Consider the following 14,331-nt stretch of genomic DNA (forward strand, 5'->3'; position numbering starts at 1 on the left):
CACCGTGCGCGGTTCCCCGCGCCCCTCGACGCCGGCCCCGTGCCGGGACGTGCAACGCGCATAAACAGGGCGGGCCCCGGATCGAGATCCGGGGCCCGCCCTGTCATGCTCTGCCGACGACTGCGACGCGCTACGCGCCCGCCGTCAGTTGTCGTCCTCGTCGATGAGGAAGCCGCGCATCGGGGACGGCGCCTGGCCCATCGGAGAGGGGCCCTGCGGGCGTACCGGTGCCATCGGCTGGGTCATCGCCGGGGTCATCTGCTGCTGGCCGCCGTAGGACGGCGGAGCGGCAGACGGGCCGCCCATGGGCTGGCCGCCGTAGGACGGGGCGCTCGCGCCGGCCGGGGCCATGGAGGGCGCCGGGGACGGCGGCAGGGAAGCCGTGGCGGGAGTACGCGGCGGCGCCAGCGAGTCGTCGGCCTGGGTCTCCAGCTGACGCAGCTGCGACTCCAGGTACGACTTCAGACGCGTGCGGTACTCACGCTCGAAGCCTCGCAGGTCCTCGACCTTGCGCTCCAGCGTGGCGCGCGCGGACTCCAGGGAGCCCATGGCGACGCGGTGCTTCTCCTGCGCGTCCCGCTCCAGCGCGTCCGCCTTGGCACGGGCGTCACGCTCCAGACCCTCGGCGCGGCTGCGGGCCTCGCCGACGATCTTGTTGGCCTCGGAGCGGGCCTCGGCGATCGCCTGGTCGGCGGTCTGCTGGGCCAGCGAGAGGACTCGGGCGGCGCTGTCGCCACCAGGGCCCTGACCGGGGCCGCCCATCGGACCGCCCATGGGGCCGCCCATCGGGCCACCCATCTGCTGCTGCATGGGGGGCTGGCCGCCCATCGGGCCCTGGCCCATGCCCTGGCCCATCGGACCCTGGCCCATCGGACCGCCCTGGCCCATCGGACCACCCTGTCCCATGGGGCCCTGGCCCATCGGACCCTGACCCATCGGGCCGCCCTGGCCCATCGGACCCTGACCCATCGGACCCTGGCCCATCGGACCAGGACCCTGCGGACCGCCCTGGCCACTGGGACCGGCCGGCAACTGCGGGGCGCCGCTCGGCAGCTGCGGGGGACCGCCCATGGGGCCACCCATCTGCTGCTGCGGCGGGCCCGATATGCCGGCGGGCACCGGAGCGCCGGGACCTCGCATGCCCTGCTGGGGCATACCGCCCTGGGGCATGCCGCCCTGCTGGGGCATACCGCCCTGGGGCATGCCGCCCTGCTGGTCCTGCGGCTCCGGAGGCTTGCGCATGTTCTGCTGGTTCTGGGCAGCCGCGCGCGTGGCCGCGGCCAGTTTGGCGCGCAGGTCCTCGTTCTCGCGGAGCAGGCGCGTCAGTTCGGCTTCGACCTCATCGAGGAAGGCATCGACCTCGTCCTCGTCATAGCCTTCTCGGAGGCGGACGGTCGTGAACTGCTTGTTCCGCACGTCCTCGGGGGTCAACGGCATCTCTTCACCTCAACGTAGTCGTCGGCATCGGCAAGACGGTAGGTCACATCGCTCATCACAGCCGACCAACGATCGCGATCAGGATGTAGACGATGATCATCAGTACGAAGAAGGACAGGTCGAGCGCCACGCCCCCGAGACGCAGCGGCGGGATGAACCGCCGCAGAAGCTTGAGCGGTGGATCGGTGACAGTGTAAGTGGCCTCAAGTACGACCACCATCGCCTTGCCTGGTTGCCATGAGCGGGCGAACTGGAACACGTAGTCCATGACCAACCGGAAGATCAGCACGATGAGGAAGCACATCAGCGCGATGTAGATCACATCAAGGAACACGCTCATGATCCGTGCTTCCCTCTCCCCTGTTCCATCTTCCTACCGGTGTGGTGTCTCAGCTCTGGTTGAAGAACCCGCCCTCTGCGATGCGGGCCTTGTCCTCCGCCGTGACATCGACGTTAGCAGGCGACAACAGGAACACCTTCTGCGTCACCCGCTCGATGCTGCCGTGAAGACCAAACACCAAACCGGCCGCAAAGTCGACAAGTCGCTTCGCGTCTGTGTCATCCATCTCAGTCAGATTCATGATCACCGGGGTGCCCTCACGGAAGTGTTCCCCGATGGTACGGGCCTCGTTGTAGGTCCGGGGGTGGAGTGTGGTGATCCGGTACGGCTCTCGTTCCGACACGACCTTGGGCATGATCACCGGTGCGTTCTTCTCCAGGCTCGCGCGTTCTTGTGTGATGGACGCCACGGGGGCGATACGCGCCGGGCGACCCGATTCCACGGGCAGCGACGCGGAATGCGACACCGGCTCACGCGGCGCCGGCGGTTGCACCACTCGCACCGAATCGTCCCTTTGGGACTGGTGTGCTCCGTGGGACTGGTGTGACGGCTCATGCCGTCGGTGGTCCCGTTCGGGCTCCGGGTCCAGTTCGGGCTCGAAGTCGTCGTCAGGGTCGAATCCGCGGCCGTCGTACCCATCGTCCTCCACGAGGCCGAGGTAGACCGCCATCTTGCGCATCGCGCCGGCCATGCTCTGAGTCCTCCGCTCTGTGGTGGATCGGTGACGACTGCCAAGTCCCGCGATCCACGTGGCCGTTGTGCCCATATTGGGCCACATTGACCATATTTTCTGCTGTGGTCCGACTTCTTGGCGACGTTACCCGAGCCCGGGGCGGACGCCGAGTACCGCAGTGCCGACGCGCACATGTGTCGCCCCGGCGGCCACGGCTTCCTCCAGGTCCGCACTCATCCCTGCGGAGACCATGTTCGCAGCCGGATGGGCTCGGCGCAGGTCGGTCGACAAATCCATCAACCGCTCGAACGCCGCCCGTTGACGCCCCGCGTACTCCCCGGAGAGCGGAGCGACGGTCATCAGGCCGCCGAGCCGCAGCCCCGGCGATCCGGCGACCTGGTCGGCCAACTCTTCGATTCCGCCCGGTGCCACGCCGCCGCGCTCCCCCCTTCCGCTCGCGCCCGCGTCGAGCGCGACCTGAAGGAGGCACCCCACCTCGCGCCCGGCCCGCACCGCCTCCCTCGACAGCGCCTCGACGAGCCTGGAACGGTCGACGGACTGCACGAGATCCGCGTAACCCACCACGGACCGCACTTTATTGGTCTGCAATTGACCGACAAAGTGCCAGGCGAGGGGCAGATCCGCGCATTCGGCGGCCTTGGGGGCGGCGTCCTGGTCCCGGTTCTCGGCGACATGGCGCACGCCGAGCCCCGACAGGATCCGCACATCGCTCGCCGGGTAGGTCTTGGTGACCACGATCAGGGTCACCTCGGCCCGCTTGCGCCCGGCCGCCGCACAGGCGGCGGCGATGCGCTCCTCCACTTTCGCCAGGTTCGTGGCGAGTTCGGTCCTACGGTCCGTCATGCCCCATCAGTCCAGCCATACATAGCCCGCGAGCCGCCCGGTGGTACGGTCCCGACGGTACGAGAAGTGATCATCCGACTCCAGCGTGCACACCGGCGACTGCGCCCGGTCGAGCACCCCGGCGCGCGCGAGCTGCGCGTGCACGCCGGCGCTCACGTCGACCGCGGGGGTGCCCCAGCTGGTCTCGGCGTGCGCCGCCGGCTCGACGGCGGCCACCTCGGCCCGCATCGCCTCCGGCACCTCGTAGCACCGTCCGCAGACGGCGGGTCCGGTGCGGGCGACGATCCGGGCCGGGTCGGCGCCGAGCGAGACCATGGCGCCGATCGCGGCCGGCACGATCCCCTTCGCCATGCCCGGCCGTCCGGCGTGGGCGGCGGCGACCACTTTGGCCACCGGGTCGGCCAGCAGGACCGGCACGCAGTCTGCGGTCAGCACGGCGAGGGCGAGCCCCCGCGTCGCGGTCACCAGTCCGTCCACCTCGGGGGTGGGCCCGGTGGTCCACGGCCCTTCGACCTCGGCCACGTCGTTGCCGTGCACCTGGTTCATCCAGACCACCCGGCCGGGGTCCAGGCCCAGCGACCTGGCGGCCAGCTCACGGTTGGTCCGTACCACGGCAGGGTCGTCGCCGACCGCCCCGCCCAGGTTGAGCTGCTCGTACGGAACGGCGCTCACCCCGCCCCACCTGTCGGTGAAGCCGAAGTGCGCGCCGTTCACGGTTTCGCGCTGTCCTATCACGTCAGAAGGATCACTTGAGGAAGTCCGGTACGTCCAGTTCCTCGGCCGCGCTGTCCGTGTAGGAACGCGACGGCGGGACCGGCGGGGCGACCGGGATGTCGGCCACCGGCTCGGGCGCCGGCTCCGGCTCCTCCTTCGGGGTCACGCTGCCGAGCGAGCCGAAGGACGGGCGGGACTCGGGCTGCCGGGCCGGAGCGGGCTCCTCGCGGCGGGCCGAGGCCGAGGCCGAGGACGAGCCCAGCACGTTGTCCCGGCGGGCCGGGGGCTGGCCCCCGTCGAAGCCGGCCGCGATGACCGTCACCCGGACCTCGTCGCCGAGGGCGTCATCGATGACCGCGCCGAAGATGATGTTGGCCTCGGGGTGGGCGGCCTCGCTGACCAGCTGGGCGGCCTCGTTGATCTCGAACAGGCCGAGGTCGGAACCGCCGGAGATGGAGAGCAGCACGCCCCGGGCGCCGTCGATGGAGGCCTCCAGGAGCGGCGAGGAGATCGCCATCTCCGCGGCGGCCACCGCACGGTCGTCGCCGCGGGCCGAACCGATGCCCATGAGCGCCGAGCCGGCCTCGGACATGACGGACTTGACGTCGGCGAAGTCGAGGTTGATCAGGCCGGGCGTGGTGATGAGGTCGGTGATGCCCTGGACGCCGGAGAGCAGGACCTGGTCGGCCGACTTGAACGCGTCGAGGACCGAGACCTGGCGGTCCGAGATGGAGAGCAGCCGGTCGTTCGGGATGACGATGAGGGTGTCGACCTCCTCGCGGAGTTCCGCGATGCCGTCCTCGGCCTGGTTGGCGCGGCGCCGGCCCTCGAAGGTGAAGGGGCGGGTGACCACGCCGATGGTGAGCGCGCCCAGCGAGCGGGCGATGTTGGCCACGACGGGGGCGCCGCCGGTGCCGGTGCCGCCGCCTTCGCCGGCCGTCACGAAGACCATGTCGGCCCCCTTGAGGACCTCCTCGATCTCCTCGCGGTGGTCCTCGGCGGCCTTGCGGCCGACGGCCGGGTTGGCGCCGGCGCCGAGTCCACGGGTGAGTTCACGGCCGACGTCGAGCTTGACGTCGGCGTCGCTCATCAACAGCGCCTGAGCGTCGGTGTTGATGGCGATGAACTCGACGCCCTTGAGACCGACCTCGATCATCCGGTTGATGGCATTGACACCACCGCCGCCGACACCGATGACCTTGATGACTGCGAGGTAGTTCTGCGGTGCTGCCACGTCGAAGGCCTCTCGCCTCGAATTACGTTGCCGTCGCCATGCGATGCCCGCGCGGGACGGCAGATGCCGATTGGGACGGTCCGTAGCGCCGACCCGAACCCTAACGTTGAAGTTTAGGGTTACCAGTGTGTCCGTTCCTTGAAGTCTTCTGAACAGGACACTAAGTCGACAAGTGGCGCCCGTTCAACGAACACGCCGAACCTCCCGTTTTTCTTTTCACCCTATGTGATCAGCCGTAGCAGTGCCCAACCAGGGTGCTGGCCTGCGCTGATGTGCGTCAACTCGCCGCTGACGCAGGGGCGGTGGGAACACTTACGTCGAAGTACCGCGCGCCGGAGGCGGCTTTCATGAGGGCGGTGAGCGTGCGCGCCTTGGCGGCGCCGTTCTCGGCGCTGCCCCACTCGACCGTGCGGCCGCCGCTCAACTCCAGCGTGATGTCGTCGTAGGAACGGACCTTGAGGGTCCGGGTGTCCCGGCGGACGGCGGCCGGAATGTCACCCGCGACCTCCACCGCTTCCCGCACCAGCCGGCCGGCGCCGAAGCGGCGCAGGCTCGCGGTGGCCGAACCGGACCGGGACAGACTCAATTCCAGCGTTGGAGCACCTTTCGGTGCCTGCGAAACCGTCGCGAACCGGACGCCTTCCTTGTCCACTTCGGTGAACTTTCCGCCCTTTTCGATGAGCAGGACGGGCGTACGCTCGGTCACTTTCAGCCCGATTCCACGGGGCCAGGAACGGACGACGTCGATCTCGTCAATGCGGGGCAGTTTCCGGCGCAGTCGGGCCTCGACGGCGTCCGTGTCGACCGAGACGAGCGGCGCCCCGACCGGAACGCCGGCCGCCTCCCGCACCTCCTCGGGCGTGAGAACGGCCGTCCCGGAGACGGAGACGTGCCGCACGCGCAGCCACGGGGAGCCGTACAGCAGCCAGACGGAGCCGGAGCCCAGGAGCACAACCCCCAGGGCCAGAATGACGATCATACGAAAGCGGCGGTTTCCCCACCGCCGGGCGGGCCGCGGGCCGGACGACTCCTGCTGGCGTTGACCGCGCTCGGCGGTGGTCGGTCCGGCCACGCTGCTCACTTGCCTTTCGTCGTACCGCCTAACGGCCGGCGGCGATCGCCTCGTACACCATCCCGACGAGCAGGTCGTCGGCGTCCCGGCGGCCGAACTCGCTTGCCGCGCGGGACATCTCGTACAGCCGGTGCGGATCGGCGAGCACGGGCAGGACGTTCTGCTGCACCCACTCCGGGGTGAGTTCCGCGTCGTCGACCAGCAGGCCGCCGCCGGCCTTGACCACCGGCTGGGCGTTCAGCCGCTGTTCGCCGTTGCCGATGGGCAGCGGGACGTAGGCGGCCGGGAGTCCGACGGCGGAGAGCTCGGCGACGGTCATCGCACCCGCGCGGCAGAGCATCATGTCGGCCGCCGCGTACGCGAGGTCCATCCGGTCCAGGTAACTTACCGGGACATACGGCGGCATCCCCGGCATCTGGTGTACCTGCGGCAGTTCGTTCTTCGGGCCGACCGCGTGCAGGATCTGGATGCCGGCCTGCTGGAGCCAGGGCGCCACCTGCTGGGTGACCTCGTTGAGGCGGCGGGCACCCTGGGAGCCGCCGGAGACCAGCAGGGTGGGCAGGTTGGGGTCGAGGCCGAAGCGGTGACGGCCCTCCGGGCGGGCGGCCGCGCGGTCCAGCACGGAGATCGAGCGGCGCAGCGGGATGCCGATGTAGCGGGCGTCGCGCAGCTTGCTGTCCGGGGTGGAGACCGCGACCCGGGCGGCGTACCGGGAGCCGATCTTGTTGGCGAGGCCGGGACGGGCGTTGGCCTCGTGGATCACGATCGGCACACCGAGCCGCTTGGCGGCGAGGTAGCCGGGCAGGGCGACATAGCCGCCGAAGCCGACGACGCAGTCCGCCTTGGTGCGCTCCAGGATCTGCTCGGCCGCCTTGATGGTGCCGCGCAGCCGGCCCGGCACGGTGATCAGTTCAGGGGTGGGCTTGCGGGGCAGCGGCACCGCCGGGATCAGGGCGAGCTCGTAGCCGCGCTCGGGCACCAGCCTGGTCTCCAGGCCGCGCTCCGTGCCCAGGGCCGTGATCCCCACGGTGGGGTCCTGCCTGCGCAGGGCGTCCGCGAGGGCGAGCGCGGGCTCGATGTGGCCGGCGGTCCCCCCACCAGCGAGTACGACATGCACCGAAATTCACCGCTCTCCGGACGGGCGCGCCACCGAGGCGCGCCGTCGCATCGTGTTCCATCTCCGAGGCCCCGCAGGACTCCCGGCCCCCCGCTTTCTACCAAAGCGAGGCTGCCGCCGCGCAAGCGCCGCCCGCGCAGCGGGCTCGTCGCGCGCGAAGGCGATCAGCAGCCCGATGGCGAACATGGTCGGCAGCAGGGCGGAGCCTCCGTAGGAGAACAGCGGAAGGGGGACGCCGGCGATCGGCAGCAGACCGAGCACCGCACCGATGTTGATCACCGCCTGTGCGGTGATCCAGGTGGTCACACCTCCCGCGGCATACCTCACGAAGGGGTCCTCCGTGCGTCCGGCCACGCGGATACCCGCATAGCCTAGAGCCGCGAAGAGGGCCAGTACCGACAGCGTCCCCGCCAGGCCCAGTTCCTCACCGGTGACGGCGAAGATGAAGTCGGTGTGGGCTTCGGGTAGTTGGCCCCATTTCTCCACGCTGGCACCGAGCCCGGATCCGAAGAGACCGCCGGAGGCCAGGGCGTAGATGCCATGAACCGCCTGCCAGCAGTCGGCGACGCCGGTCTTGGGCTCGGTGGCACCGATGCAGGCGAGCCGGGCCATCCGGTTGGGGCTGGTCTTGATGAGGATCACACCGAGCACGCCGGCGATCGACAGCACCCCGGCGAACAACCGGGTCGGCGCCCCCGCCAGCCACAGCAGGCCGAACAGGATCGCGGTCAGGATGATCGCCGTACCCATGTCGCCGCCGAGCATGATCAGACCGAGCAGCAGGAAGCTGACCGGGACCAGCGGCACCAGCATGTGCTTCCACTGGGTCAGCAGCCGCTTCTCCTGTTTGCGCGCCATCAGGTCGGCGCCCCACAGCACCAGGGCGAGCTTGCCGAACTCACTGGGCTGGATCTGGAAGGAGCCGCCCAGGGAGATCCAGTTCTGGTTGCCGTTGACCGACATCCCTATCCCGGGGACCTGCACCAGAGCCATCAGGAAGACGGCGCCGGCGAGGATCGGGTAGGCGAGCGCACGGTGCAGTTTCACCGGCATGCGGGACGCCAGGAACAGCAGCACGCCCCCGATGCAGGCGGCCAGGAACTGTTTGCGGAAGAAGAACGAACCCGGCAGCGACATCTGCAGCGCGGTGATCTGGGAGGCCGAGTAGACCATCACCAGACCCAGCACGATGATCAGCAGGCTGCCGCCGAGGATCAGGTAGTACGCCGTCAGCGGCCGGTCCCAGGCCCGGTGCAGACGCGTGTGGAGCCGCCGCAGCGGATTGTCGCGCGCCGTGCGGGGAGCGGCGGGCCTGCGGACCGCTCGCTGTACGGGCGGGCGGCCGGTGCGGCTACCGGGCATCAACGCCTCCGCTGAACGTCGACCGTCCCACGCGTCCCTCCCAAGGTCGCCCGGCTGGCGGCCGGGTCAGGCGCCGAGTTCGCGAACAGCCTGAGCGAACGCGTCACCGCGCTTGTTGTAGTTGGCGAACATGTCCATGGAGGCACAGGCGGGAGCGAGGAGCACGGTGTCGCCCTCGACCGCCAGTCGCCGCGCCTCCTGGACCGCCGCGAGCATCGCCCCAGTGTCGGTCCGGTCGAGGTCGACGACGGGTACTTCCGGCGCGTGTCGCGCGAGGGCCTCCCGGATGAGGGCGCGATCGGCGCCGATCAGCACCACCCCGCGGAGCCGCTTCGCCGACCTGGCGACCAGTTCGTCGAAGGTCGCGCCCTTCGCCAGACCGCCCGCAATCCATACGATCGACTCATATGACGCCAACGAGGCTTCCGCCGCGTGCGTGTTGGTCGCCTTGGAGTCGTCGATGTAGGCGACCCCGTCCACGTCGGCCACGTACGCGATGCGGTGGGCGTCCGGGGTGAAGTTGCGCAGCCCGTCCCGTACGGCCGTGGCGGGCACCCCGAAGGCGCGCGCGAGGGCCGCCGCGGCAAGGGCGTTGGCGATGTTGTGCGGGACCGGCGGGTTGACGTCGGAGACCTCGGCGAGCTCCTGGGCGTTCTTCTGCCGGTTCTCGACGAAGGCGCGGTCCACCAGGATGCCGTCCACGACGCCGAGTTGGGAAGGCCCGGGGGTGCCGAGGGTGAAGCCCACGGCCCGGCAGCCCTCCTCGACGTCGGCCCCCCGTACCAGTTCCTCGGTGAGCTTGTCGGCGACGTTGTAGACGCACGCGACCCGGTTGCCCTCGTAGATACGGCCCTTGTCGGCGGCGTACGCCTCCATGGAGCCGTGCCAGTCGAGGTGGTCGGGGGCGAGGTTGAGCACGGCCGCCGAGTGGGCGCGCAGCGAAGGCGCCCAGTGCAGCTGGTAGCTGGACAGCTCGACCGCCAGGACGTCGTACTCCTCGTCGCCGAGGACCGCGTCGAGCAGCGAGACGCCGATGTTGCCGACAGCGGCCGTGCGCAGGCCGGCGGCCTTCAGGATGGACGCCAGCATCTGCACGGTGGAGGTCTTGCCGTTGGTCCCGGTGACGGCCAGCCAGGGGGCGGCTCCGGGGCCCCGGAGCCGCCAGGCGAGTTCGACGTCGCCCCAGATCTCGATGCCGGCCGCGCGGGCCGCCGTGAACAGCGGCTTGTCCGGCTTCCAGCCGGGCGCGGTGACGATCAGCTCGGTGCCCTCGGGCAGGGTGGCGCCGTCACCGAGCCGTACCGTGACGCCCAGGGCCTCCAGTTCGGCGGCCTGTTCACGCGCGCGTGCGTCGTCGCCGTCGTTGACGACCGTGACGATCGCCCCGCGCGCGTGCAGCACCCTGGCCGCCGGGACACCGGAGACGCCGAGCCCGGCGACGGTGACGTGCTTGCCCTGCCAGTCGGTCACTTGTCCGCTGCCCATCCTGCGTAGAAGAGCCCGAGTCCGACAATCACACAGATGCCCTGGATGATCCAGAAGCGGACCACCACGAGGACTTCGGACCAGCCCTTGAGTTCGAAGTGGTGCTGGAGGGGCGCCATCCGGAAGACGCGCCTGCCGGTGAGCCGGAAGGAGCCGACCTGGATGACGACCGACATGGTGATGAGGACGAACAGACCGCCCATGATGGCCACGAGCAGCTCGGTCCGGGAGAGGATCGCCAGACCCGTGAGGACACCGCCGAGCGCGAGTGAACCGGTGTCGCCCATGAAGATCTTGGCCGGCGAGGTGTTCCACCACAGGAAGCCGAGGCAGGAACCCATCAGCGCGGAGGCGATGACCGCGAGGTCGAGCGGATCGCGGACCTCGTAGCAGGCGGCCGGGTTGGTGAGCGTCTGCGCGTTGGCGCAGGACTCCTGGAACTGCCAGACGCCGATAAAGGTGTAGGCGCCGAAGACGAGCACGGAGGCGCCGGTGGCCAGACCGTCCAGACCGTCGGTCAGGTTCACGCCGTTCGACATCGCCAGGATCATGAACAGCGCCCAGACCACGAACAGCACCGGGCCGATGGACCAGCCGAAGTCCGTGATGAACGACAGCTTGGTGGAGGCCGGCGTGTTGCCGCGGGCGTCGGCGAACTGCAGTGACAGTACCGCGAATCCGATGCCGACGATCAGCTGGCCGGCCATCTTCGCCTTGGCCCGAAGGCCCAGCGAACGCCGCTTGACGATCTTGATGTAGTCGTCCAGGAAGCCGACCAGGCCCATCCCGCACATCAGGCCGAGCACCAGCAGACCCGAGTAGGTCGGGGTGTAGCCGGTGATCACCTTGGACAGGAAGTAGGCGGCGACCGTCGACAGGATGAAGGCGATACCGCCCATCGTCGGCGTACCGCGCTTGCTGGCGTGCTCGCGCGGGCCGTCGTCACGGATGTACTGGCCGTAGCCCTTGCGCGCGAGGAGCTTGATCAGCAGCGGAGTGCCGATCAGCGTCAGGAAGAGACCGATGACACCCGAGAACAGGATCTGCTTCATCATCGGGCATCAACACCCTCGGTACCGCTCTGGAGGAGCGCCTGGGCAACGCTCTCCAGGCCCACCGACCGTGACGCCTTCACGAGGACGACGTCCCCCGGGCGCAACTCGCTGCGCAACAGGTCGACCGCCGCCTGTGCGTCGGACACGTGCACCGACTCCTCACCCCACGAACCCTCGTTATATGCGCCCAGTTGCAGCCAGGAGGCTTCTACTCCCCCGACCGCGACGAGCTTGCCGACATTGAGCCGGACGGCGAGCCGTCCGACCGCGTCGTGCTCGGCGAGCGCCTCGTCCCCGAGCTCGGCCATCTTGCCGAGCACCGCCCACGTGCGTCCCCCCTTTGCCTGTGAGGCTGTGCCCATGGCCGCGAGCGCGCGCAGCGCGGCTCGCATGGACTCGGGGTTGGCGTTGTAGGCGTCGTTGACGATGGTCACGCCGTCCGGGCGCTCGGTGACCTCCATACGCCAGCGGGAGAGGGAGCCAGCCTCGGAGAGCGCGGTGGCGATCTCTTCCGCGGACATGCCCAGCTCATGGGCGACGGCGGCCGCGGCGAGCGCGTTCGACACGTGGTGCTCACCGTACAGGCGCATGGTCACATCGCTTGCACCGGAGGGTGTGTGAAGGCTGAACGCGGGCTGTCCCGTGTCCGTGAGTCGTACGTTCTCGGCGCGTACGTCCGCTTCGGCCGACTCTCCGAAAAGGACCACCTTCGCCTTGGTACGGGATGCCATGGCCCGCACCAGGGGGTCGTCCGCGTTGAGGATCGCGGTGCCGCCCTCCTCGGCCGGCGGCAGGGCCTCCACCAACTCGCCCTTCGCCTGGGCGATCTGCTCACGGCCGCCGAACTCGCCGATGTGGGCGGTGCCGACGTTCAGGACGAGCCCGATCCTCGGGGGCGTCAGGTCCGCGAGGTAGCGGATGTGGCCGATGCCTCTGGCGCCCATCTCCAGCACCAGGAACTTCGTCTCCTCGGTGGCGGACAGGGCGGTCAGCGGCAGCCCGATCTCGTTGTTGAGCGAGCCCGGCGTGAACACGGTCGGTGCCTTGGTGCGCAGCACCTGGGCGATGAGGTCCTTGGTGCTGGTCTTGCCGGCCGAGCCGGTGAGAGCCACCAGGGTCGCGCCGAGCCGCCGTACGACATGGCGGGCGAGGGCGCCGAGGGCGGTCTGGACGTCGTCCACGACGATCGCGGGCACGCCGACGGGGCGCGACGCCAGCACGGCGACCGCGCCCTGTGCGACGACCTGGGCGGCGAAGTCGTGGCCGTCCACACGCTCGCCCACGAAGGCGGCGAACAGGCTGCCGGGGCCCGCCTCGCGGGAGTCCCGGACGACCTCCCCGGTGACCTGGACGGACGGATCCGGTATGTCGTGCGTCTGCCCGCCGACGACTGCAGCGATCTCGGCGAGGGAGAGGGCGATCACAAGTTCATCCCTGGGTCTTCTGGATAGCTTCGCGAAGCACCTGGCGGTCGTCGAAGGGACGGATCACGCCGGCGATGTCCTGGCCCTGCTCGTGGCCCTTGCCGGCGACCAGCACGGTGTCGCCGGGGTGGGCGCGGGCCACGGCCGCGGCGATCGCGGCGGCCCGTTCCTCGAAGAGGAGCACCTCACCGCGCTCGTGGGCGGGCACGGTGGCGGCGCCCTCCAGCATGGTCGCGAGGATGGCGAGCGGGTCCTCGGAGCGGGGGTTGTCCGACGTCAGTACGGCCGTGTCGGCGAGCCGGGCCGCCGCGGCGCCCATCGGGGCCCGCTTGGTCGTGTCGCGGTCGCCGCCGCAGCCGAGGACGATGTGCAGCCGGCCCTTGGTGACCTTGCGCAGCGCCTTGAGGACCGATTCGACGGCGTCCGTCTTGTGCGCGTAGTCGACGACCGCGAGATAGGCCTGTCCGGCGTCCACCCGCTCCAGGCGGCCCGGGACGCCCGGGACGGCGGCGATGCCGTCGGCGGCGGTCTGCGGGTCGAGGCCCGCGGCGGCCAGGGCGACGATCGCGGCGAGCGTGTTGGCCACGTTGAAGGGGCCCGGCAGCGGCGACTTGGCGGCGACCTCGACGCCCTCGGGTCCAAGGACGGTGAACGTCGAGTCCATCGGACCGATGTGGACGTCCGCGGCCCGCCAGTCGGCGTCGGGGTGGCCCTCGGCGGAGTAGGTGACGACCGGGACGCCGGCCTCGCGGGCGAGTCTGCGGCCGTACTCGTCGTCGACGTTGACCACGCCCCGTTTGCTGCGCCTCGGGGTGAAGAGCTGCGCCTTGGCCCGGTAGTAGTCCTCCATGCCGGAGTGGAACTCCATGTGTTCCGGGCTGAGGTTGGTGAAGACGGCGATGTCGAAGACACAGCCGTCGACCCGGCCGAGGACCAGGGCGTGGCTGGAGACCTCCATGGCGACCGCCTCGACGCCGCGTTCGCGCATGACGGCGAACAGGGCCTGCAGGTCGGTGGCCTCGGGGGTGGTGCGCTCCGACTTGATGCGCTCGTCGCCGATGCGCATCTCGACGGTACCGATGAGTCCGGTGCTGCGGGTGCTCCTCAGACCGCCCTCGACCAGGTAGGCCGTGGTGGTCTTGCCGGAGGTGCCGGTGATGCCGATCTGGAGCAGGTCGCGGCCGGGGTGACCGTAGATGGTGGCGGCGAGTTCGCCCATCCGCGCGCGCGGGTCGTCGGCGACCAGGACCGGCAGGCCGGTCGCGGCGGCGCGTTCGGCGCCCGTCGGGTCGGTCAGCACGGCGACCGCGCCGAGACCGGCGGCCTGGGCGACGAAGTCGGCGCCGTGCAGCCGGGCGCCGGGCAGGGCGGCGTACACGTCGCCGGGGCGGACGGCGCGCGAGTCATGGGTGATGCCCGTGACCTCCACTGTGTCCGCGGTGTCCGGGACTGCGGCGCCCAGCTGATCGGCGAGCTCCGCGAGGGGTGTTGCGGAGACCTGAACCGGCCTGGGCGGCCCCGGATATGTCACGGAAGCGCCCTTCTGGGTGGTTT

13 protein-coding genes are annotated in these 14,331 nt (G+C 70.2%); all 13 read right to left on the reverse strand.

The features are described 5' to 3' along the window. Positions 1 to 144: 144 nt before the first annotated feature. Entirely contained in the window at positions 145 to 1,437 is a 1,293-nt protein-coding gene (locus ACZ4O3_RS17010) for a DivIVA domain-containing protein (RefSeq protein WP_467722729.1), read from the reverse strand. A gap of 55 nt (positions 1,438 to 1,492) precedes the next feature. Continuing rightward, positions 1,493 to 1,777 carry a YggT family protein gene (locus ACZ4O3_RS17015; protein ID WP_046729537.1) on the reverse strand — a complete coding sequence of 95 codons (285 nt, stop codon included), beginning with the start codon at positions 1,775 to 1,777 and terminating at the stop codon, positions 1,493 to 1,495. 49 nt (positions 1,778 to 1,826) lie between these two features. Next, on the reverse strand, positions 1,827 to 2,468 hold the full coding sequence (locus ACZ4O3_RS17020) for a cell division protein SepF (RefSeq protein WP_362728551.1): 642 nt from the start codon (positions 2,466 to 2,468) through the stop codon (positions 1,827 to 1,829). A 126-nt stretch (positions 2,469 to 2,594) separates the two neighbouring features. Next, positions 2,595 to 3,314, reverse strand: coding sequence for a YggS family pyridoxal phosphate-dependent enzyme (locus ACZ4O3_RS17025; protein ID WP_467722731.1), 720 nt, complete (start codon positions 3,312 to 3,314; stop codon positions 2,595 to 2,597). 6 nt (positions 3,315 to 3,320) lie between these two features. Then, the gene (pgeF, locus tag ACZ4O3_RS17030; RefSeq protein WP_467722732.1) at positions 3,321 to 4,049 is read right to left on the reverse strand and encodes a peptidoglycan editing factor PgeF; all 729 of its coding nucleotides are present in this window, start codon (positions 4,047 to 4,049) and stop codon (positions 3,321 to 3,323) included. A gap of 10 nt (positions 4,050 to 4,059) precedes the next feature. Beyond that, entirely contained in the window at positions 4,060 to 5,262 is a 1,203-nt protein-coding gene (gene ftsZ / locus ACZ4O3_RS17035) for a cell division protein FtsZ (RefSeq protein ID WP_467722734.1), read from the reverse strand. A gap of 277 nt (positions 5,263 to 5,539) precedes the next feature. Then, positions 5,540 to 6,334: a cell division protein FtsQ/DivIB gene (locus ACZ4O3_RS17040; protein ID WP_362721492.1), complete on the reverse strand. Its 795-nt coding sequence runs from the start codon at positions 6,332 to 6,334 to the stop codon at positions 5,540 to 5,542. Between the two features lie 28 nt (positions 6,335 to 6,362). After that, complete coding sequence (murG, locus tag ACZ4O3_RS17045; protein WP_362721480.1) at positions 6,363 to 7,451, reverse strand: undecaprenyldiphospho-muramoylpentapeptide beta-N-acetylglucosaminyltransferase; 1,089 nt, start codon at positions 7,449 to 7,451, stop codon at positions 6,363 to 6,365. A gap of 6 nt (positions 7,452 to 7,457) precedes the next feature. Further along, on the reverse strand, positions 7,458 to 8,813 hold the full coding sequence (gene ftsW, locus ACZ4O3_RS17050; protein WP_362721483.1) for a putative lipid II flippase FtsW: 1,356 nt from the start codon (positions 8,811 to 8,813) through the stop codon (positions 7,458 to 7,460). A gap of 66 nt (positions 8,814 to 8,879) precedes the next feature. Further along, entirely contained in the window at positions 8,880 to 10,298 is a 1,419-nt protein-coding gene (gene murD / locus ACZ4O3_RS17055) for a UDP-N-acetylmuramoyl-L-alanine--D-glutamate ligase (RefSeq protein WP_467722736.1), read from the reverse strand. Beyond that, positions 10,280 to 11,350 carry a phospho-N-acetylmuramoyl-pentapeptide-transferase gene (gene mraY / locus ACZ4O3_RS17060; protein ID WP_362728432.1) on the reverse strand — a complete coding sequence of 357 codons (1,071 nt, stop codon included), beginning with the start codon at positions 11,348 to 11,350 and terminating at the stop codon, positions 10,280 to 10,282. Before mraY ends, murD begins: the two co-directional genes overlap by 19 nt. Further along, positions 11,350 to 12,777, reverse strand: a complete 1,428-nt coding sequence (locus ACZ4O3_RS17065; RefSeq protein WP_362728428.1) for a UDP-N-acetylmuramoyl-tripeptide--D-alanyl-D-alanine ligase — start codon at positions 12,775 to 12,777, stop codon at positions 11,350 to 11,352. Before ACZ4O3_RS17065 ends, mraY begins: the two co-directional genes overlap by 1 nt. A 4-nt stretch (positions 12,778 to 12,781) precedes the next feature. Continuing rightward, the gene (locus ACZ4O3_RS17070; RefSeq protein WP_467722738.1) at positions 12,782 to 14,308 is read right to left on the reverse strand and encodes a UDP-N-acetylmuramoyl-L-alanyl-D-glutamate--2,6-diaminopimelate ligase; all 1,527 of its coding nucleotides are present in this window, start codon (positions 14,306 to 14,308) and stop codon (positions 12,782 to 12,784) included. Positions 14,309 to 14,331 lie beyond the last annotated feature (23 nt).

It is taken from the genome of Streptomyces sp. NPDC026515 (assembly GCF_055567595.1).